This is a genomic window from Taklimakanibacter lacteus, from assembly GCA_003576695.1.
Classification (GTDB): Bacteria; Pseudomonadota; Alphaproteobacteria; order Rhizobiales; family Aestuariivirgaceae; genus Taklimakanibacter; species Taklimakanibacter lacteus.
Genome location: QOZQ01000001.1, coordinates 1 through 21,770 on the forward strand (window position 1 = coordinate 1; position 21,770 = coordinate 21,770).

17 protein-coding genes are annotated in these 21,770 nt (G+C 64.1%); 13 read left to right on the top strand and 4 right to left on the bottom strand.

Annotation, left to right across the window (positions count from 1 at the left end; genetic code table 11):
• Positions 1–445: 445 nt before the first annotated feature.
• Positions 446–2,767 carry an aminotransferase class III-fold pyridoxal phosphate-dependent enzyme gene (locus tag DT068_RS00005; RefSeq protein ID WP_119387720.1) on the bottom strand — a complete coding sequence of 774 codons (2,322 nt, stop codon included), beginning with the start codon at positions 2,765–2,767 and terminating at the stop codon, positions 446–448.
• Complete coding sequence (locus DT068_RS00010) at positions 2,764–4,017, bottom strand: allantoate amidohydrolase (RefSeq protein ID WP_119387721.1); 1,254 nt, start codon at positions 4,015–4,017, stop codon at positions 2,764–2,766. The genes DT068_RS00005 and DT068_RS00010 overlap by 4 nt, the downstream gene beginning before the upstream one ends.
• Positions 4,018–4,144: 127 nt before the next feature.
• Here DT068_RS00010 and allE point away from each other — a divergent pair, with 127 nt between their 5' ends.
• Positions 4,145–4,891, top strand: coding sequence for a (S)-ureidoglycine aminohydrolase (gene allE, locus DT068_RS00015; protein ID WP_119387722.1), 747 nt, complete (start codon positions 4,145–4,147; stop codon positions 4,889–4,891).
• Between the two features lie 66 nt (positions 4,892–4,957).
• On the top strand, positions 4,958–5,512 hold the full coding sequence (locus DT068_RS00020) for an invasion associated locus B family protein (RefSeq protein WP_162913913.1): 555 nt from the start codon (positions 4,958–4,960) through the stop codon (positions 5,510–5,512).
• 554 nt (positions 5,513–6,066) lie between these two features.
• Here DT068_RS00020 and DT068_RS00025 read toward each other — a convergent pair.
• On the bottom strand, positions 6,067–6,651 hold the full coding sequence (locus tag DT068_RS00025) for a TetR/AcrR family transcriptional regulator (RefSeq protein WP_119387724.1): 585 nt from the start codon (positions 6,649–6,651) through the stop codon (positions 6,067–6,069).
• Between the two features lie 231 nt (positions 6,652–6,882).
• Between DT068_RS00025 and DT068_RS00030 the strand changes: the two genes are divergently transcribed.
• Positions 6,883–10,029, top strand: a complete 3,147-nt coding sequence (locus DT068_RS00030) for an efflux RND transporter permease subunit (protein WP_119387725.1) — start codon at positions 6,883–6,885, stop codon at positions 10,027–10,029.
• 8 nt (positions 10,030–10,037) lie between these two features.
• On the top strand, positions 10,038–11,171 hold the full coding sequence (locus DT068_RS00035) for an efflux RND transporter periplasmic adaptor subunit (RefSeq protein WP_119387726.1): 1,134 nt from the start codon (positions 10,038–10,040) through the stop codon (positions 11,169–11,171).
• Positions 11,172–11,204: 33 nt separating this feature from the next.
• Here DT068_RS00035 and DT068_RS00040 read toward each other — a convergent pair whose 3' ends face one another.
• Positions 11,205–11,636 carry a winged helix-turn-helix transcriptional regulator gene (locus DT068_RS00040; protein WP_119387727.1) on the bottom strand — a complete coding sequence of 144 codons (432 nt, stop codon included), beginning with the start codon at positions 11,634–11,636 and terminating at the stop codon, positions 11,205–11,207.
• Positions 11,637–11,711: 75 nt separating this feature from the next.
• Between DT068_RS00040 and DT068_RS00045 the strand changes: the two genes are divergently transcribed.
• The 9 genes from DT068_RS00045 (at position 11,712) to DT068_RS00085 (ending at position 21,756) form a co-directional block, all read left to right on the top strand.
• Complete coding sequence (locus DT068_RS00045; RefSeq protein WP_119387728.1) at positions 11,712–12,098, top strand: winged helix-turn-helix transcriptional regulator; 387 nt, start codon at positions 11,712–11,714, stop codon at positions 12,096–12,098.
• A 379-nt stretch (positions 12,099–12,477) separates the two neighbouring features.
• Entirely contained in the window at positions 12,478–13,806 is a 1,329-nt protein-coding gene (locus tag DT068_RS00050; RefSeq protein WP_119387729.1) for a porin family protein, read from the top strand.
• Positions 13,807–14,225: 419 nt separating this feature from the next.
• Positions 14,226–15,452 (top strand): hypothetical protein, encoded by a 1,227-nt coding sequence (locus DT068_RS00055; protein ID WP_162913914.1) that lies wholly within the window; start codon positions 14,226–14,228, stop codon positions 15,450–15,452.
• A 123-nt stretch (positions 15,453–15,575) separates the two neighbouring features.
• Positions 15,576–15,923, top strand: coding sequence for a DUF488 domain-containing protein (locus DT068_RS00060; RefSeq protein WP_119387731.1), 348 nt, complete (start codon positions 15,576–15,578; stop codon positions 15,921–15,923).
• A gap of 212 nt (positions 15,924–16,135) precedes the next feature.
• Positions 16,136–17,164, top strand: a complete 1,029-nt coding sequence (locus tag DT068_RS00065; RefSeq protein ID WP_119387732.1) for a substrate-binding domain-containing protein — start codon at positions 16,136–16,138, stop codon at positions 17,162–17,164.
• A gap of 57 nt (positions 17,165–17,221) precedes the next feature.
• A complete protein-coding gene (locus DT068_RS00070; protein ID WP_119387733.1) occupies positions 17,222–18,742 on the top strand; it encodes a sugar ABC transporter ATP-binding protein in 1,521 nt (506 codons plus the stop codon).
• 77 nt (positions 18,743–18,819) lie between these two features.
• On the top strand, positions 18,820–19,770 hold the full coding sequence (locus DT068_RS00075; RefSeq protein WP_438816403.1) for an ABC transporter permease: 951 nt from the start codon (positions 18,820–18,822) through the stop codon (positions 19,768–19,770).
• An 8-nt stretch (positions 19,771–19,778) separates the two neighbouring features.
• Positions 19,779–20,750, top strand: coding sequence for a sugar-binding transcriptional regulator (locus DT068_RS00080; RefSeq protein ID WP_119387734.1), 972 nt, complete (start codon positions 19,779–19,781; stop codon positions 20,748–20,750).
• 4 nt (positions 20,751–20,754) lie between these two features.
• Complete coding sequence (locus tag DT068_RS00085; RefSeq protein WP_119387735.1) at positions 20,755–21,756, top strand: aldo/keto reductase; 1,002 nt, start codon at positions 20,755–20,757, stop codon at positions 21,754–21,756.
• Positions 21,757–21,770 lie beyond the last annotated feature (14 nt).

Sequence of the window (21,770 nt, forward strand, 5' to 3'; positions counted from 1 at the left end):
ATCGAGACTCACTGTCGTTAGTTCCTCGGAGATCCATCGCAGCCTCCATTCGACAGGAATCCCACAACTAACTGATTCTCTGAGACTTTAGTCCGTGACCTTCTGACTCAGTAATGAATTACGAGTGGTCTATTGACAGGCCTGGGTAATGTTTCCTGAGCCTTCTGCGGCCTTGTCGGGAGCGGATACAGGGATTTACAGGGAATTACAGGGAATTTCATAAATCGCGATCCGCCCTGAGCAAAATCAAAGGGTTGGCGCCCGTGTCCCTCGCGGAGCAGGGAATTGACGGCCGCGGATCAGGAACGTGCCCGCCGAGGCCTAAAGTCCTAGAAACATGGGTGAGTCCCGCCGCCTTGTCGACGGGACAGGCACTCTTCCAGCCTGGCATTTCCCAACTGCATCAGCTTCGCCCGCAATTGCAAGCGCGATGTCCCGGCGGCCTTCAACCAGCCTCCATCGCCTCATCCATGACGGCGACGGCGATGTCGGCATGCTCCGGCTTGAAAGGCATCGGCGGACGCACCTTCAGGACATTGCCGAGCGGCCCGTCGATGCCGACCAGGACGCCCCGCTCGCGCATGCGGTTGGCGATGCGCCGCGCTTCCCTGGGTGCGGCTTCGCGCGTGATGCGATCGCCGACAATATCGACGCCGGTCATCAGGCCCGCGCCGCGCACCTCGCCGATCGCGCCGTGACGCTGCATCAGCGCCTCGATGCGGCCGCGGAAATAAGTGCCGGTCTTCAGGCAGTTGTCCTGCAACCTGTCGCGCTCGATCACGTCGAGCGTGGCAAGGGCTGCCGCGGCCGAGACCGGATTGCCGCCGAAGGTCGAGAAGAAATCGACGCGGCGCGCGAAGCCCGAGAGGATGGCCTCGGTCGTCACGACCACACCGACCGGATGGCCATTGGCCATCGGCTTGCCCGAGGTGATGAAGTCGGGAACCACGCCCTGGCGCGCCACGCCCCAGAAGGCCTCGCCCATGCGGCCGAAACCGGACTGCACCTCATCGGCGACGATGAGGCCGCCCGCGGCGCGAATCCTTTCGGCCACAGCCGGGAGCCAGCCCTGCGGCGCATCGAGAATGCCATGGGCGCAGAAGGCGGAATCTATATAAAAGGCGGCAACGCCATGACCGCGTGCCAACAGAGCGGCAATGGCGCGATCGACATCCGCGGCATAGAGCCTCGCGGCATCGGGATCGTCGCGGAAGCGGCCGCGATACATGTCGGGCGGCTCGATGGTTTCCACATAGGGCGGCGAGGGAAGAGCGAGGGGACCCGAATAGGGCGAGAGCGCTGCCGTTGCGTCGGTGATGCCATGATAGGCATTGGCGATGATGATGGCGCCGGTCCTGCCGGTCACCGCCTTGGCGATGCGCCAGGCCGCGTCATTGGCCTCGCTGCCGCTGTTGACGAACAGGCAGCGGTCGAGCCCCGCAGGCATGGTGCGGATCAGCCGCTCGGCATAGGCGACGACGGTCTCATGCAGATAGCGGGTGTTGGAGCAGATCTCGGCCGCCTGGCGGGCGATGGCCGCGGCGACATCGGGCTGGGCATGGCCCACCGAGGGCACATTATTATAGCAATCGAGCAGCCTGGTGCCGTCCGGCTCCCACAGGAAGACGCCCTCGCCCTTGATGGCATGAACCGGCTTCGCATAAGTGAGCTCGAGCTCCTTGCCCAGCGCCGACATGCGGCGGGCGATCAGGCTGCGGGTCGATGCCGCGCCAGGCTTCCGCCGGAAGGCGGCCAGCGATTTTTCCGGACCGGCCTTCACCAGCTCGGCAAGGGAGGGTGTGTTGGTGGCGCAATAGCGGGCGAGCTTGTCGGCCGATTCCGGCGCATGGCGCCCCCGCCAGGCATGGATGGCCAGCGTCACCGCATGGCGGGCGAGCATCGTGTCATAGAGGGCCGCATATTCGGCATCCTCGAGCGCGGTGATGTCGCGATAGCCCGCGATGACGGCTGCCGCGGAGTCGAGAGCGGACAAGCCTTCACCATGAGTCTCGGCCGCGGTCACGGCGAGATCGAAAACGAGGGGACCATGGATCATGTCGCCGAAATCGAGCAGGCCGCTGACGCTCTCATTGGCGGGATCGATGAGGATATTGCCCGGATGACAGTCATGATGAATCAGCTGGGCGCGCAGGCGCCGAAGATCAGGCAGGCGGGCGATGAAGCGGGCGAGGCCGAGCTCGACCAGCTGGCGCGTCTCCCGGTCGGCGATGAGGGATGTGTGCCGGCGCAAGCCCACGGCCTGGCGCGGATCCCAGGCGATAGGCCGGTCCGCCGCCTTGTGGAAGAAACCCCGCATCGTCAGGCCCAGTCTCGCCACCATCCGGCCGGTCTCGCGCAGCAGATCCTCGCCGGCTGGCCGGTTCTCCAGGAGATCGCCCTTGAGGAAGGAGAGGGCATGGACAATATGCGGCGTGCCGTCCGGGCTCCTGACGACAGCCCGGTCTTCGCCGGTCCTGGTGCGCAGGATGCGCGGCACCGGAAGTGACGGGTCGACCGAGGCGACATGAAGGAGGGCGGCGATCTGGAGATCGACGACATCGGGGTCCTCGGTCGGATCGATGATCTTGAGAACGATGCCGCCATCGGCCCCGCCGACATGGAAATTCTGGTCGCGCTCGCCATCGAGCGCCCGCATCGGTCCCTCGGCGCCATAGAGGTCGCGGGCGATCCGCGCGGCATCGGTCGTGGAAAAGACCGGCGCCCGCCCGGCAAGCGCGGTCAGTGTTGTCTCAGTCGTGTCGGTCATGATTTCTCTGGATCGAAGCCTATAATGAAATCGCGCAGCACATTGGCGGCGATGGTGACGTCCCCGGCCGTCACCGATTCGAGCGGCGAGTGGCTGACGCCGCCCTTGCAGCGCACGAACAGCATGGCAATGGGGCCGAGCGCGTTCATCGCCATGCCGTCATGGCCGGCGCCGCTCGGCAGATGCAACGGCTTGATGCCGCTTCCGCCAATGGCGCGGTCGAGCTGGCCGATCAGGCCGGGCGAGCAGGGCGCCGCCTTGGTCTCGAGCATCGGCTCGACCTCGAGGCCGACGCCGCGCGCTTGCGCGATGCGCTCGATCTCGCCGTCCATCGCCGCGGTGAGCCGGCGCAGCAGGGCATCGGTGCGCGCGCGCATGTCGAGGCTCATGGTGACGCTGCCGGGGATCACATTGGAAGCGCCCGGCCGCACATCGACCTGGCCGACGGTGCCGACGGCATCGGGAATGCCGGAAGCGGTCTTTTCGAGCGCCAGCGCGATCTCGGCGGCGGCGAGGAACGGATCGTGGCGCAGGCGCATCGGCACGGTGCCGGCGTGATTGGCCTCGCTCTTGAGCGTCACCACCTTGCGGGTCTGGGCGTTGATCGCGGTCACGACGCCGACCGGCAAATCCTCGCCTTCGAGGACCGGACCCTGCTCGATATGGAGCTCCACATAAGCCAGCACGTCGCCGGGGCTGCGCGCCGCCGAGGCAAGGGCGTTGGGATCGAGGCCGAAGGTCCTGAGCGCTGTCTCGACCGAGATATTGTCCTTGTCCCTGATCGCCAGATCCTGAGGCGTCAGCGTGCCGGCGACGGCGCGGCTGCCGATCAGCGTGGTGCCGAAACGCGTTCCCTCCTCATCGCCAAAGGCGAGGATCTCGATGCCGAAGGGCAGGCGGCGGCCTTCGCCGTTGAGGACCGCGATGCAATCGATGGCGGCGATGACGCCGAGCGGGCCGTCATATTTGCCCGCGTCGATCACGCTGTCGATATGGGAGCCGAGAAGGAGCGAGCCGTTCCGGCCGCCGGCGGCAGGCGGATAGCGGCCGATGACATTGGCGGCGTGATCGGTGTGAACCGTCATGCCGGCCTCGCGCATCCAGCGCGAGACGAGCTCCATGGCGGCGCGGTGCTCGCCGGTGAGATAGAGCCGGGTGACGCCCGTGCCCGGCCGGCTGATGGCGGCAAGCTCATCGCAGCGGCGCAGGATGCGCGTGCCCGGATCGGATTCCGAAAGATAATCGGCCATGATGCGGCATTGTTAGCGTGCCGGTCGGGGACGGCGCAAGGCACCCCTGATCACGATCATTCCAGGCCCGAAGTTGACTTTCCCCAGCCCAGGAACTACCCCCAAGGCGAGAAATCCAGAGGTCATCATGCGACAGTCACTCGGCGAAACCCGCTCATCGGTCGGCCAGCGCCACGCCCTGATCTGCCCCGACAGCCATGAGCGCACGACGCTGCCCGGCTGGCCCGGCTCCGGCATCATCATCGTGATCGCGCCGCAAATGGGGGCGAAGTTCACCGAATATTTCGTCGATGTCGCGGCCGGCGCCTCGGGCCAGGCGCCCGCCTCCGGCATCGAGCGGTTCTTCTTCGTCCTTGATGGCGCGGTTAAGCTGACGCTCGACGGCAAGGCGCATGAGCTGACAGTCGAAGGCTATGCCTATCTTCCCGCCAACAGCGCGCACACCATCTCCTCGGCCAACGGCGCCCGGATCATCGTCATCGAGCGCAACTATGTGCCGCTCGCGGGGACGCCGGCGCCCAGTCCCGTCATCAACAATGCGCGCAGCCTGCCGGTCGCGCGGCTCAAGGGCGACGAGAATCTGCCGCTGCAGAAGTTGCTGCCGGAAGAGCTCGGCTTCGATTGCGAGGTCAATATCATGGGCTTCACGCCCGGCGCCTCGCTGCATTATGTCGAGACGCATTTCATGGAGCATGGCCTGCTGATGCTCGATGGCGGCGGTGTCTACCGGCTCGACAATTCCTGGTATCCGGTCGCGGCCGGCGATGTCATCTGGATGGGACCGTTCTGTCCGCAATGGTTCGGCGCCATCGGCCGGAAGAATGCGCGCTATCTCATCTACAAGAACTGGAACCGGACGCCCTTCGAATCCTGACGGTTGCATCCGGCCGACGGACAGGCTCAAATGCCGCGACGCAACCTTACTGGAAGGGTATCCTTGATGGGACGATTCACGCGCCTCAGCGGCCTTGCCGTTCTTCTGGCCGGCCTGGTGCCGGCAGGCGTTGCCGACGCGGCGGCGCAAGAGGCAACGCAGCCGGCCGATCAGAAGCAGGCGCAGCCGGCGCCGCAAAAAGCTCAGCCGCCGCGCGTGGCATGGATCGCGAGCTGCACCTCTCCCGGACGCGGCCAGCCGCAGGAATGCGCCATGGAACAGCGCGCCATCGCCAAGGAGAACGGGCAGCTGATCGGCCTTGTTTCGATCCGGGTGCCGTCGGAAACCCGCAAGCCCGTCACCATGATCCAGCTGCCGCTCAACCTGTTCCTGCCGGCCGGCGTCAATGTCGATGTCGATGGCGACATGACGCAGAACCAGTCGTTTCAAACCTGCAACCAGACGGGATGCTTCGTCGGTTTCCCGATCTCAGACACGCTGCTCAAGCAGCTGTTCAATGGCGGCAAGCTCAACGTAACCTTCCAGTATCTCGACAAGAAGCCGGTCACACTGCCCATGTCGCTGGAAGGCTTCACCGACGCCTATAACAGGATCAAGTAGCGGGCCCCGCGGCCTGCGTCCTGAACAGCCTCACCGTCGCATGGGCGACGGAAGCGAATTGGGCGCTTGGGCCTTTTCCCTCGCCCCGCGTGAGCGCAGGGCTGTCCGGGGAAAAAGTGCGAGGCATTCGTAGAATGCCCGCAAGAGCAGGGATATAACCTTATCTTTGACAACCGAGACTCAGAACTCACCTCGGTTTCCCTTCGCCCGTGCGCAGCATGGGAGAAGGTGGCCGAAGGCCGGATGAGGGCTCTTCGGTCCGACCTGCTCAGGTGTATGCCAACGTTATCGCGGAACCTCGGTGCTTTTGGGGCACGTGACAAGAGCCCTCACCCGCCCTCTCGCCTTCGCGAAGCCGAGGTTTCGTCCCGACAGAGCAGATAACTTCCGCTTCGGCGGAGCAAGGTCGGGCACCCTCTCCCATCCTTCGGACGGGAGAGGGGGAAATGATTGGACGAGTTCGACACCGAATTCATTTTCCCCGCTCACGCGGGGCGAGGTAAGCCCTGACTCCCTCGCGGCAGTGGAGAAATGTCTGCAAGAGATTGTGGGAGCTACCTGCTCTTGAACAGCTTCACCGTCGCATGGGCGACGGAAGCGAATTGGGCGCTTGGGCCTTCGGCGCCCATGCTCTGGCGGTTGGAGCGCGCGCCCTCGATCAGCAGGACCAGTGTCGTGGTGAGCAGCTCATAATCGGCGACGCCGGCCGCGCGGCAAAGCCCGGCCAGCCGCTCGCGCTGGCGGGATTTGAAGTCGTTGATGACCTTGAGGGCCGAGCCGTCATCCGGCACCAGCTGAAAAGCGGCGGCGATCATCTCGCAATTGCAGTCGACCGCCTCGCGCAGGCCCCGCGCCACCTGGTCTATCCAGTCGGCGAGCTGGGCTTCGGCATCGTCGGGGTGGCGGGCCCGAATCTCGTCCCAGAACTGGTCGAATTCGCGCGTCGCCGCCTGCAGGCAGGCGACGATCAGATCCTCCTTGGAGCCGAAATGCCGGTACAGCGTCATCTTGTTGCTGTCGGCGGCGCTGGCGATGGCATCGACGCCGACACCCCTGATGCCGTGCTTGCGGAAGAGGTCGCGCGCCGCGTCAAGAATGCGGTCCCTGGGCTTCAGGCTGGTCGCGTCGCTGGGTCCCATCACTCTACTCTTGACAGCTGTTACTGTCCGGTAACATAGTGTGTGACTGACTAGTAACATATGACCACGGTCGATTTCAAGTCAGATCGATCATGGCCAGGAATGATCCGGGGACAGGGCTCGGACGGCAGCGAGAGGGCCGCCCGGGCTCTCCGGACATGCAGCACTCCAGAAGATGACGGGATATCCAATGGCTCGATCCATAGCAGGTCCTTTGACATCAGGTTCCGCATGATCGGCTTCTTCATCGAGCGCCCGATCTTCGCGTCCGCCATCGCCATCATCATGACGCTGGCCGGCGCCATCTGCTATTTCCTGCTGCCGGTCTCGCAGTTCCCGGATGTGACGCCGCCGCAGATCGTGGTCAGCGCCAGCTATCCGGGTGCCAGCGCCCAGGTCGTCGCCGACACGGTGACGACGCCGCTCGAGCAGCAGATCAATGGCGTGCCGGGCATGCTCTATATGTCCTCGACCAGCTCCAATGACGGCTCGGCCAGGATCACCGTCACCTTCCAGGTCGGCTACTCGCTCGACACCGCCGCCATGGATGTGCAGAACCGCGTGTCGCAGGCCGCCTCCTCGCTGCCGGCGCTGGTCAACCAGTCGGGCGTCACGGTCGTCAAGCAGAATCCCAATTTCGTGCTGATCGTCGACCTGACCTCGCCCGACGGCTCGGTCGATCCGGTGACGCTCAGCAACTATGCCTATCTGCAGGTGCTCGACCAGATCAAGCGCCTGCCCGGCGTCGGCGATGTGCAGATCTTCGGTGAGCGGCGCTATTCGATGCGCGTCTGGCTCGATCCCGACCGGATGGCCAAGCTCGGCATCACCGCGGTCGATGTGCAGAATGTCATCGCCGAGCAGAATGTTCAGGTGGCGGCCGGCAAGATCGGCCAGTCGCCGGCGCCCCAGGGCACCGCCTTCGAGATGCAGGTCAATGCGGTCGGACGCCTTTCCGATCCCGACCAGTTCGGCGATATCGTGTTGCGCACCGACCTTCGCGACGGCGCCATCGTGCGCCTGCGCGATGTGGCCAAGATCGAGCTCGGCGCCCTGCAATATTCCTCCTCCGGCCGCTTCGGCGAAAAGGAGACGGTGGTGCTTGGAGTCTTCCAGACGCCCGGCTCCAATGCGCTCGACCTGCAGAACCAGGTGAAGAGCAAGATGGAGGAGCTGTCGAAGCGCTTTCCCAAGGGCATCGCCTATGGGATGAACTACGACACCACGCGCTTCGTGTCGGCGGCGATGCGCGATGTGGTGGTGACGCTGCTCGAGGCGCTGGCCCTCGTCGTCGCGGTCGTCTTCATCTTCCTGCAGAACTGGCGCACCACGGTCATCCCGACGATCGCCATCCCGGTGTCGCTGATCGCCACGCTGACCGTCATGTACCTGCTCGGCTTCTCGCTCAACATGCTGAGCCTGCTCGGCATGGTGCTCGCCATCGGCCTCGTGGTCGACGACGCGATCGTCGTCGTCGAGAATGTCGAGCGCCAGCTGGAAGCGGGCCTCGCGCCCCTGGAAGCGGCGAAGAAGGCGATGCAGGAAGTGACCGGGCCGATCATCGCCACCACGGCGGTGCTGATGGCCGTGTTCGTGCCGGTCGCCTTCATTCCGGGCGTCTCCGGCCTCCTCTACAACCAGTTCGCGCTCACTGTCGCCATCTCGGTCGGCATCTCGGCCTTCAACTCGCTGACGCTGAGCCCGGCGCTCTCGGCCGCCTTCCTGCGCCATCGCGGCGAGATGACCTTCTTCCTGTTCCGCTGGTTCAATTCGGGCTTCCACTGGCTGGCCGATGTCTATGCCAGCAGCGTGCGCGGCTTCGTGCGCTGGCGCTATGCGCTGCTCGGGCTCTTCGCGCTGGCGCTTGTCGCCACCTATATGCTGTCGCTGCGCATCCAGTCGACCTTCCTGCCGATCGAGGACCAGGGCTATTTCTTCGCTCTGGTCCAGCTTCCCGACGGCGCGGCCCTGTCGCGCACCGAAGCGGTGTCGAAGCGGGTGCAGCGGATCATCGAGGCCGAGCCCGGCGTGCAGATCACCGGCGCCATCACCGGGCTCAATTTCCTCACCAATGCGGCGCAGTCCAATACCGGCATCGTCTTCGGCATCCTGACCGCCTGGGACGAACGGCCAAACCTCACGGCGACCGACATCGTCAATGCGGTGCGTCCGAAGCTGCTGCAGATCCCCGATGCCATCGTCTTCGCCATCGAGCCGCCGGCGATCCAGGGGCTGGGCGTGACGGGCGGCTTCGAATTCCAGCTCGAGGACCTGGCGGGGCGCGGCAGCCAGGCGCTCAACGACGCGGCCCAGGCACTGCTCGCCGAGGCGCGCAAGCAGCCGGAGCTCGATCCCTATCAGCTGTTCACCACCTTCTCGACCTCGACGCCGCAATATGTCTATGACCTCGACCGCAACAAGGCGAAGCTCTTGGGGCTCAGCCTGCCCGACGTGTTCAGCACGCTGCAGATCTATCTGGGCTCGCTCTATATCAACGACCTCAACCTGTTCGGCCGCACCTTCCGCGTGACGTTGCAGGCCGACCAGAATGCCAGGGCGTCCGCCACCGACATCTCGCGCCTCTATGTGCGCAACAGCGCCGGCGAGATGGTGCCGCTGAGCACGCTGGGCGAGCTCAAGCCGGTCACCGGTCCGGAAGTCGTCACCCATTACAACAACTATGGCGCCGCCCTCATCAACGGCGTGGCGGCGCCTGGCTACAGCTCGGGCCAGGCGGTCGCGGCGATGGAGCGGGTGGCGGCGCAGGCTTTGCCGCGCGATTTCACCTTCGAATGGACCGGCATCACCTATCAGGAGATCCGCGCCGGATCGATCGCCACGCTGGTCTTCGGCCTGGCCATCGTCTTCTGCTTCCTCATTCTCGCCGCGCAATATGAAAGCTGGTCGATGCCCTTCATGGTGCTGCTCTCGGTGCCGCTGGCATTGCTGGGCGCCCTGTTCGCCATCTGGGTCAGGGGCATGGAGATCGACGTCTATTCGCAGATCGGCTTCGTGATGCTCATCGGGCTTGCCGCCAAGAACGCCATCCTGATCATCGAATTCGCCAAGCGCCGGCGCGAGGAGGGGCTCGACATCATCGCGGCCGCGGCGGAAGCCGCGCGCCTGCGGCTCAGGCCCATATTGATGACCGCCTTCGCCTTCATCCTGGGCGTGGTGCCGCTGCTCAAGGCCTCTGGTGCCGGCGCCGCAAGCCGGCAGTCGATCGGCACGGCGGTGTTCGGCGGCATGCTCGCCGCCACCGTGCTCACCCTCATCTTCGTTCCCGTCTTCTATGCCGTGATTGAGCAGTGGCGGGAATCCCTCTCCAGCAAAGAAGCCCGCAAGCATCCGGCGCTGCCGGACCCGGCGGGCGGTTAGGATCGGCCATGCGCATTTGGAAAGTCGGATTCGGTGTCACCCTGATGGCCGCGCTCGCGGCGGCCGGGGTCTATCTGCAGGTCTGGAACCAGCCGGAGAGCGGCGCCGCGGCGCCCAGCCCCGCCATGGCGGCGCTGCCGGTGCCGGTGAAGAAGATCGTCAAGAAGACGATCCCGATCTATCTCGACTATTCGGCACGCACCGAGGCCGTCCGCGATGTCACGCTGCAGGCGAAGGTCCCGGGCTATCTGGAGAAGCAGTCGGCGCCGGACGGCGCCGATGTCAGGGAAGGCGACCTTCTCTATACGATCGACCAGCGCGACTATCGGGCCGCTCTCGATCAGGCCAAGGCGCAAGTTCAGCGCGACGCGGCCTCGCTCGACTATCTGCGCGCCAATCTCGATCGCGGCGACAAGCTCGCCAATAGCGGCTATCTGGCCAAGGACAGCCATGACCAGCGCCTGAGCGCGGTGCGCCAGGCGGAAGCGGCGCTCGCGATATCGCGCGCCAGCCTGCGCATGGCGGAGCTCAATCTCTCCTATACGGAGATCCGCGCGCCCTTCGCCGGCCGGCTTGGCCGCAACCAGGCGCCGACCGGCACGCTGATCAGCCCCTCGGCCGGAACGCCGCTCAACACGCTGATCCAGCTGAAGCCCATCTATGTCACCTTCAATCCGAGCGAGACGGAGCTGCAGGAGATCCAGAATGCGCGCGCATCGGGCGCCGTGGCGGGCGATGTCTTCCTGCCCGGCAGCGACACGGCCCGCTACCGCGGCGAACTGACCTTCCTCGACAATGCGATCAGCCAGTCGACCGGGACCATCGTGGCGCGCGCGACGCTCGACAATGCGGATCTCACCTTGATGCCGGGCCAGTATGTCCGCATCAGGCTGCATGTCGGAGAAGAGGCCGATGCCTTGCTGGTGCCGCAGGCGGCGATCGGCTCGAGCCAGCTCGGCAAGTTCGTCTATGTCGTGGGTGCCGGCAACAAGGTGGAGCAGAAGCTCGTATCGCTCGGTCACAATGACGGCGACTTCGCCACGGTGCGCAGCGGCGTCGCCGAAAGCGACCAGGTGATCGTCGGAAACCTGCAGAAGATCTTCCCCGGCATGGAAGTCAGTCCGCAGGCGGCGGCGGATTAAGAAAATGTAACGAGAGCGAGCAGGTGCGCGATGCTAGAGCTGCGCCTCGGTAAGACCCAACCACTTGTAGCTGCGCTTCTCGAAGCGGGTGCGCGCGGACTGGATTTCCTTGCCGTGATCGTCGACCCAGCGCACCAGCTCCTTCACCTGCTCGAGAAACATGACGCCAAGCGGCGTGAGGCTGTATTCCGCCCGCGATGGAAAGGTCTCGGTGTGCCGGCGCACCGCGAGACCATTGCGGATCAGCTGGCGCAGCGAAAGCGTGAGCTTCCGCTGCGAAATTCCATCGACAAGACGGCGCAGCTCACGCAGTCCGGCCGGCGCTTCGGCGAGACGCCAGGTAACCCTGAGCGTCAGCTCGTCGCCCACATGATCAAGGAGCTCGCGGATGATGGCGCGGTTCTCTGAAACACATTGTAACGTTTCGCGGCTTAGCTGCTTTGCTTCATTCGCCATTGTGAGCATGGCGCCAACTCCCTATATGCCAAGATCTTCAGTGAGATATATGAAATGAGATTCGGGGCACAAGAAGGCACATAAATGTCACCAAAGCGCGCGGAAGAAAGTGATGACAAATACGTCATTGCGCGTGAGATCCTGTCACGCCTTGGCGACCGGTGGAGCGTGCTCATCATCTACATGATCAATGGCGAGCCCGTCCGCTTCACCGAGTTGAAGCGGAAAATAGAAGGAGCGCGGCCGATATCGTCGCGCGTGCTGACGCGCACATTGAAGCAGCTCGAGCGCGACGGTCTGGTTCTGCGCAAGGCCTATCCGGTGGTTCCGCCGCGCGTCGAATACAGCCTGACGCAGCTCGGCCAGCGTTTCCTGAATTTCGCCATGGAAATACTGGACTGGACGATCGAATACCGCGCCGATTTCGAAGCGGCGCGCGTGGAATTCGAATCGCAAGCGACGCGCCAGTAGCGCGGCGATCACGATTTCGTGCGGCGCGGCGCCAGTGCGCCACGGTTACATCCATGTCACCGTGGACGAGCCGATAATCCGCAAGCGGATGATGTCGATTTCGACTTGCGTGTGACGTGACGGAAAACATCATTGCGACTTACCTGCGGGCATATCTCCGTTCGGATGCCTCCAAGTTACATCGATGTTCCTGTTACAAAAAGCGCACAACGGGAATTAATCGCGCCGCGCCGCGCCGCGCATGATTGTATTCGCCCTCACCTCGGATAAGTATCGTCCCGACCTCGATTCACTGAGTGGGGGTTGGCGATGCTCCATCCGGGCATCTTGGTAGCAATAGCGAAACACAGTGAGCGTTGCTGTTTTGAGGGAGAACAACATGAAGACAATGAAGTGGGCACTCTTGGGCGGTGCGGCGCTTGCCGTGACGGCCACGGCTGCCCGTGCCGACGATCTCGGCGCTCTCAAGGCGCAGATCGAGGCCCTGCAGTCGCGGGTCACCCAGCTCGAGGTCCAGCCCGAGGCGTCGATGCCGTCGGGCTACAGCCTCATGGCGATCCGCGATGGCCAGGGCACCTATGAAGGTGTCGTTGCCGAGCGCAACGCCGACAAGGTGCGTGACAATTCGGGCTTCACGCTGTCGGTCCTGCCGACGGCCGACGCCGCTCCGGCGGCGGAAGTGTCGGTGTCGGGTGAAATCCGCACCGCCTTGCTCTACAGCGACTTCGACGAGTCGGACGACGACAATGTCGACATCAATGTCCGCGGCCGTATCTTCATCAAGGGCAAGGCCGACACCGCGGTCGGCGAAGTGGGCGGCTATTTCCGTCTGCAGGCCAATGGCGGCGGCGACTTCTCGGACTATAACGAGTCCGCCAAGATCAACAAAGCCTATGGCTGGTGGAAGTTCTCTCCGAATTGGGAGCTGATGGCCGGCTACAACGACAACACCGGTGCCCTGCAGGTGGGTTGGGACTGGCTGGCGGCGACCGGACCGACGCTTTCCTTCGGCCCGTCGAACCCCGCCAACGAGCAGATCCGGCTGACCTATACGTCCGGTCCGCTCTCCTTCGCGATCGCGCTTGAAGATCCCGACAGCGGCAGCGTGGCCGGCGGCGTCGACACGGATGGCGACGGGCTGATCGACGATATCGCGACGGCCTCGTCTGCGGATACCTCGGACCTGCCGGCGGTGCAGGGCTATGTCATGTATTCGACCGACAGCTTCACGGCCCAGCTGGCCGGCCTGGTGCAGGATGACGACATCGGCGACGATCTCGATTGGGCGATCGGCGGCGGTGCGACGATCGGCATCACCGAGGGCTTCCAGCTGACGGCCGGCGCCGTCTATGGCGAAGGCACGTCCTCCTATGCCGACAATGTCGGCCCGCTGACGGCTGACGAGGAGTTCTGGGCGGGGTCCGTCGGTCTCCTGGCCAACCTCTCGGAAGACACCCGTCTCGAGCTGGGCGTCGGCTATGAGGACTATGACAATGCCGGAACCGCGCTTGGCTTCGGCGGCGGCGTCTACTGGGATCCGGTCAGCCAGGTCACTCTCGGCGTCGGCGCGACCTATATCGATCGCGACGACACCAAGGATTTCGGCGTGGTCGACCCGAACACCGCGGTGGCGGCCGTCGACATCGTCGATGCCCCGAACGACGACAGCCTCCAGGTGTTCTTCGGCACCTGGCTGCGCTTCCCGTAATCGCAAGATACGGATTGTAACCTAGTTCCGGTCGTTCCCACTTCCGGGTCCTGAGTTCCGATCCCCTATGAAGGGCCCCCGCTGCACCCGCAGCGGGGGCCTTTGCGTTTGGCATCCCATTTCAACGGCACCTCGGACCTCCTCATGAGAAATACCGCGTCCGTATCCAATATCGTCCGTAAGCGGAATAATGCTTGACGCAGAGCCGTTCCGGCCCCTGGTGACACGACGACAGGACCATCCGGGATAACCAAGTCACCTCGCGGTTCCTGTTACAGGAATCGCACAGAGAAAATTAATCTCTCCCCTGCAGGCCTCGACGAATTGTAATCCGTTCTCATGCGGATCAATATCCCATCGTTCCGATTCAATGTATCAAAATCACAACAGGTATGCCTGTCGTGAAGGAGACTCTGAAAATGAAGGCAATGAAATTCATGCTTCTGGCGGGAGGGGCCGTAATGGCGACCGCCGGCATGGCGCACGCCGACGATCTCGGCGCGCTCAAGGCCGAGATCGAAGCCTTGCAGTCGCGGGTATCGGAGCTCGAGGCGCAGCCGCAGGCGTCGATGCCGTCGGGCTACAGCCTGTTGTCGATCCGCGGCGGCCAGGGCAATTTCGAGAGCGCCCTGCCCGAGCGCAGCGCCGACAGGGCCCGCGCGGACCAGGGCTTCACGCTCTCGGTACTGCCGACGGCGGATGCCGCGCCCGCGGCGGAAGTCTCGGTGTCGGGCGAGATCCGCACCGCCTTGCTCTATTCGGATTTCGAGGATGACGACAATGCCGACATCAATGTCCGCGGCCGTCTCGTCGTGAGAGGCAAGGCCGATACCGCGGTCGGCGAGGTCGGCGGCTATTTCCGCTTCCAGACCAGCGGCGGCGGGGATTTCTCGGACTATTCCGAAGAGGCCCGCGTCAACAAGGCCTATGGCTGGTGGAAATTCGCGCCCAACTGGGAGCTGATGGCGGGATATAACGACAACACCGCGGTGCTGCAGACGAGCTGGGACTGGCTTGCCGCCACCGCGCCGACCCGTACTTTCGGACCGTCCAATCCCTATAATGAGCAGATGCGCCTGACCTATTCGGACGGCCCGCTGTCCTTCGCGATCGCGCTCGAGGATGCCGATCGCGACCAGTTCGGCGACAGCGACGTGCCGGTGGTGCAGGGCTATGCGATGTATTCCACCGACAATCTCACCGGCCAGGTCGTCGGGCTGTGGCAATCCGACGATTTCGGCGATAATGACGATTGGGCATTGGGCGGCGGCGTCGCGGTCGGCCTCACCGAGAGCTTCCAGCTCCTCGCGGCGGCGGTCGTCGGCGAGGGCACCAGCTCCTATGCCGCCAATCTTTCGCCGATCACCGCCGATGAAGGTTTCTGGGCGGGCAGTGCCGGCATCCTTGCCAATCTCTCGGAAGACACCCGTATCGAGCTCGGTGTCGGCTATGAGGACTATGACGAGGCGGGCGAGGCGCTCGGCATCGGCGGCGGCGTCTATTGGGATCCGGTGAGCCAGGTGACGCTCGGCGCCGGCGCCACCTATATCGACTTCAAGGATGCGCTCATCGACGATGACGGCATCCGCGCGGTCGATGACGACAGTCTCGAGGTGTTCGTTGGCACCTGGCTGCGCTTCCCCTGAACGCAGCCACGAGAATAATGCCGGTCGAGTGGTGAGGACGGCCCTGCCTGGATCCGGGCAGGGCCATTTCAATTGCGCCGGTCCGGATTGACTGGGGAAGGGACCGCCTCCAGACTGCGCGCCATGCCCACCATCCAGATCAAGCGCATATATGACGAGCCCGCAGCGTCCGACGGCATGCGTATCCTGGTCGACCGTCTGTGGCCGCGCGGCATCTCCAAGGAGCGCGCCCTGATCGATCTGTGGGCCAAGGAAATCGCGCCGTCCACCGAGCTCCGGCAATGGTTCCACCGCGACACCAGCCAATGGGGCGAGTTCCGCAAGCGCTATCTGGCGGAGCTGCGGCAGCATGAAGCCATGCTGGCGGAGCTGAAGGCGAGGATCGCCCGGCGCCGCGCGACACTCCTTTATGCGGCCGCCGATGCCGAGCGCAATCATGCCCTGGTGCTGAGGGACGTGCTGGAAGCCTGATCTCAGGCGCACAGGGTCCCTCGCCTGATCCAGCAATTTTCCGTCCCCGATCCAACGTGATCTCCCGAAGCATGTGGCTTCGCGAAGCAGCTTGACTCGCTGCAGAACCGCGATTAATTCTTGAGAGAAATAAATATCATCTATTGAAATTTATTTCAGTCAACCACAGGCATGCGGCCGAATGGCGTGCATGCAGGTCTTGGGAGGAAAGAATGCATATAAAGTCGCTCATCGCGGCACTCGCCGCCGGGGTCGTGCTCTCGGCAACGCAGTTGCAGGCCGAGGAAAGTGCCGATCGCTTCCGCTGCAAGGACGGCGAGACCTATTACATGAATGTGATGGTCTCGGGCGTCGAATACTGGTTCCCGGTCTATGAAATGTTCAAGCAGGCTGCCCAATCGATGGGCTGCAAGACAGCCTATACCGGCACGCCCGAATATGACGTGAACAAGCAAATTGCCAGTTTCGACCAGGTGCTGGCCAAGAAGCCGGCCGGAATCCTCGTCCATCCGATGAATTCCGATCCGTTCATCGAACCGATCAACCGGGCGGTCGACTCCGGCGTGCCGGTGGTCACTTTCGCGGCCGACTCGCCCAACAGCAAGCGGATCTCCTATGTCACCTCCGACAACAATCGCGAGGGCGCCTATGCCGCCGACGTGATCGCCGCGGCACTGGGGGGCAAGGGCGAATTTGGCATCCTGGAGAATCCCGGACAGGACAATCACGACAAGCGCGTCGCCGCCTTCATTGCGCGCATGGAAGAAAAACATCCGGACATCAAGCTTGTTGCCCGCGCCGCCTCGAACCAGGACCCGACAAAGGCCTATAATGCGGTGCTCACCATGGCCCAGGCGCATCCCGATCTCGGCGCGCTGTTCATGCCGGAAGCCAATTCGGCGCTCGGCGCGGCGCAGGCCGCCCAGGAGCTCGGCGGCAAGATCAAGGTGATGAATGCCGATGTGAACGGCAAGATCCTCGACATGATCAAGCAGGGCCAGGTCTATGGGGCGATCAATCCCAACCAGGGCATGCAGGGCTATATGGGCTTCATGCTGCTCTACATGGCGGCGCATCCCGAGCTCATCGATCCGATGAACGACTACAAGCGCGCCGGCTACAACCCGATGGGCCTGCCGGTGGTCGACAATGGCTTCGCCGTCGTCACCAAGGACAATGCCGACGACTTCTACTGGGACGCCTATCTGAAGCGGCGCGGCACCAAGGGAATAGAGGAATAACACGAAGACCGTGGCGGGACGTCCCGGCGTCCCGCCCGCCTCCTCTTCGGCTCCACCATGTCAGAATCCCTCGCCCTCGAAGCCCGGAACATCACCAAGGCCTTTGGCCCGGTGCAGGCGCTGAACGATGTCAGCCTGGGCCTGCGCAAGGGCGAGATCCATGCGCTGGTCGGTGAGAACGGCGCCGGCAAGTCGACGCTGATGAACATCATCGACGGCATCCTCAGGCCGGATGCGGGCGATATCCTGATCAACGGCCGCAAGGCGGACATTGCCTCGCCGGCACAGGCGCAGCGTCTCGGCATCGGCTTTGTGCATCAGGAAATCGCGCTATGTCCCGATATCACCGTCGCCGAGAATATCTCGATGGCGGCGACCAATCATCGCCGCGCTTTCCTGATGAACTATGCAGAGACGCGCGAGCACGCCAGGGCGGCGCTGGCCGGTCTCGGCGATGTCGACCCTGACAGCAAGGCCGGCGACCTGTCGATTTCAGAGCAGCAGATCGTCGAAATCGCCAAGGCCCTGACGCTCGACTGCTCCATCCTCATCCTCGATGAGCCGACTGCCGCCCTGACCGAACGCGAAGCCGGAAAGCTGTTCCAGATCATGGCGCGACTCAAGCAGCGCGGCATCAGCATCATCTATATCAGCCACCGCATGGCCGAGATCTTCGATCATTGCGACCGCGTCACGGTGCTGCGCGACGGGCGGCATGTCTCGACACGGGATGTTGCGCAGACCGATCCCGAAGACATCGTGCGCCGCATGGTCGGGCGCCATCTGGGCGATCTCTATCCGGCGAAGAACCGCGCCAGTGCCACCGCCGACGTCATGCTCGCGATCGAAGGCCTTTGCGACGGCCAGCGGTTCTCCGATGTGAGCTTCAGCCTGCGCAAGGGGGAGATACTCGGCATTGCCGGGCTGATCGGCGCGGGACGCACCGAAATCGCCCTCAGCCTGTGCGGCCTGCGGCCGATCAGCTCGGGCAAGGTCCATCTCGAGGGCCGCGACATCACGCCCGCAAGCTATCCGCAGAGCATCGCCGCGGGCGTCGTCTATCTCTCGGAAGACCGCAAGGGTGCGGGCGTGTTCGTCGATCTGCCGATTGCCGCCAATATATCCGCGCTCGCGGTCGAGAAGGTCTCCGGCCGATCCGGCTTCGTCATCCCTTCGCGCGAGCGGGCGCAGGCGGCCCGGCTCGGCGCCGCGCTCAAGCTCAAATACGGTTCGCTCGACGATGCGGTCTCGACACTGTCCGGCGGCAATCAGCAGAAGGTCGCCATCGCCAAGCTCCTGTCCGTCCGGCCCAAGGTCATCGTGCTCGACGAGCCGACCCGTGGCGTCGATGTCGGCGCCAAGGCGGAGATCCATCGGATCCTGCGCGACCTCGCCGAAAGCGGCACCGGCATCATCGTGATCTCATCGGAACTGCCGGAGCTGATCGGCCTGTGCGACCGGGCGATCGTCATCCGCGAAGGCCGCATCGCCGGCGAGGTCGAAGGCAGCGCCATGACCGAGGAAGAGATCATCCGCCTCGCCTCAGGGGTGGGCCGCAAGGATGGGAGAGAGGCATGAGCACCATGGACGAGATCAGCGGATCAGCGCCCCATATCCGCGGCGGCCGCAGCGCCGGATGGCGCGGGCTCGGCAATATGCGCGAGCTTGGCCTCGTCCTCATCATCCTTGCCTTGTGCGCCGTGATGAGTTTCGCTTCGCCCTACTTCCTCACCTGGACCAATTTCCGGGCCATGCTGCTGTCCTTCTCGATCGAAGGCATCGTCGTGGTCGGGATGACGGTGCTGCTGATCGTCGGCGCCATCGATCTTTCGGTCGGCTCGGTGGTCTGCTTCTCAATGGTGGTCGGCGGTTTTTTCTTCCTGGCGGGGCTCGACCCGTGGAGCGCCAGCCTGCTTGCCATCGCCGCAAGCGCAATGATCGGCGTTTTCATGGCGCTGTGCGTCACCCGCATCGGACTTCATTCCTTCATCGTGTCGCTTGCCTTCATGGTCATCGTGCGCGGCCTGTGCCTTGCCATCACGGGCGGGACACCCTTGTCGCTGTTCTCGCTGCCCGCGAGCTTCAAATTCATCGGCCAGGGAAATATCTACGGCATCCCCGTGGTCATCATCATATTCGCCGTGGTGGTGGCCATCTTCGATTTCCTGCTGCGCCGGGCGACCGTCTTCCGCAAGGTCTTCTACACCGGCAGCAACGAAAAAGCGGCGCAGTATTCGGGAATCCGCACCGATCGCGTCAAGTTCTTCTGCATCGTCCTGTGCGCGACGCTCGCCGGCGTCGCCGGCGTCATCTACATGGCGCGCTTCGGCGCAGCGACCCCCACTTTCGGCCTCGGCATGGAGCTCAATATCATCGCCGCGGCCGTCATCGGCGGCGCCAGCCTTAAAGGGGGCTCGGGCTCCATCCTCGGCGCCATACTGGGCATGGCGCTCTTGTCGGTCGTGTCCAGCTCGCTCATTCTGCTCGACGTCTCGCCCTACTGGCAGGACACGATACGCGGCCTGATACTGCTCGCCGCCGTGTCGTTCGATCATGTGCTGCACAACCGCAGGATGGCCGGCGCCCCGCGTCCGGCGGGGCAATAGGATGTCATATGGCAGGTAACGACCAGGCCGACGATTTCGACCGCGCGCGCAAGATTCACCGGGTGCTGGTGATGCATTATGTCGAGGGTTTGAGCCAGGCGGAAATCGCCAAGCGCACCGGCCTTTCGCATCCGACCGTCAACCGACTGGTCAAGGAAGGCCACGAGCGCGGCTATGTGCAGATCAAAGTGTCATCGCCGGTGCAGCCGCTCTTCGAGATCGAGCAGCGCCTTGTCGCCATGAGCGGGATCAGCGAGGCGATCGTGACGCCTTCGGCCTCCGAGCAGGAGGGGGTCAATCTCGCCAATGCCGGTCGCGCGGCGGCCGATTTCCTGCTGTCGAAGCTCAAGGATGGCGACACGATCTGCGTATCCGGCGGGCAGGGCGTGGGCGCGGTGATCGCCGCACTTGCACCTTCGCGCGCCTATGACGTCATGGTGGTGCCGGCAACCGGCGGGGTGCAGGGCAAGCACTTCACCGACGTCAATCACCACGCGGCCCAGCTGGCGCGCAAGCTGCAAGGGCGCGCCTTCCAGATTCACGCCCCGGTCTTTGCCGCTTCGCGCGCCGAGCGCGATGTGCTGCTCAAGGTCCAGTCGGTGCGCGAAATCCTGGCGCGGGCGCGCGATGCCGCGATCGCGCTGGTCGGCATTGGCTCCGTCCTGCCCGAGGAATCGACCTATCGCAGCTTGCTGCCGCAGGGCTCGCAATCGAAGGCCGAGCTGGCGCGCATCGGCGCCGCCGGCGAGCTCGTCGCTCATCTCATCAATGGCGAGGGCAGGCTCTGCGACTATGCCCTCAATGACTGCGTGATCGGATTGAGCCTGGAAGAATTCAAGGCGGTGCCGCTGACGATCGGCATCTCGGCCGGGGCGCGCAAGGCGGAGCCCATCGCCAGCGTGCTGCGCGGCGGCTTCCTCAAGGTTCTCGCCACCGACGAGGCCACCGGCAGTCTCATCATCGATATCTTGAAAGGATAGGCATATGGCAAGCAGCATGTCGACACGGGCAATGGGCAAATCGGACGTCGCCGCCAGCGCCGTCGGGCTCGGCACCTGGGCCATGGGCGGCTGGATGTGGGGTGGCAGCGACGAGGACAAATCGATCGCCGCGATCCGCGCATCGATCGACCGGGGCGTCACGCTGATCGACACGGCCCCCGCTTACGGCCTCGGAAAAGCGGAGGAGATCGTCGGCAAGGCGATCGCCGGGCGGCGGCAGGAGGTCGTCATCGCCACCAAATGCGGCCTTGTCTGGCATACCGACAAGGGCAATCACTTCTTCGATGAATATGGCAAGCGCGTGCATCGCCATCTCGGGCGGGAGTCCATCAAGCACGAGGTCGAGCAGAGCCTGCGCCGGCTCGGTACCGACTATATCGATCTCTACATCACCCACTGGCAGGATCCGACGACGCCGGTCGCCGAGACCATGGCCGGCCTCCTCGACCTCAAGCAGCAGGGCAAGATCCGCGCCATCGGCGTCAGCAATGTCAGTCCGGAAGACCTGAAAGCCTATGTGGGGGCGGGCCAGGTCGATGCCATCCAGGAGCGCTACAGCATGATCGACCGCGAGATCGAGAGCACGCTCCTGCCGATCTGCCGGCAGCATGGCATTGCGACGCTGAGCTACTCCTCGCTGGCGCTCGGCCTCCTGTCCGGCAAGATCGGGCCGGAGCGGAGCTTCACGGGTGATGACCAGCGCAAGGCCAATCCGCGTTTCGCAGCCGGCAATCTCGAGCGCGTCGCCGCCTTCATGGCCGAGATCGAGCCCATCGCGACAGCCCGGCGCGTGACATTGGCGCAAGTGGTGATCGCCTGGACGATCGCGCAGCCCGGCATCACTTATGCGCTATGTGGCGCCCGTGATGGCGACCAGGCCGGCGAGAATGCGGGCGCCGCGGCAGTCGAGCTCGGGGCCGATGAACTTCTGCGCATCGATGAAGCGATCGCGCGTCACCTGGCGCCGGTCGCCGCAGCCGCCTGAACCCTGTCGTCCGC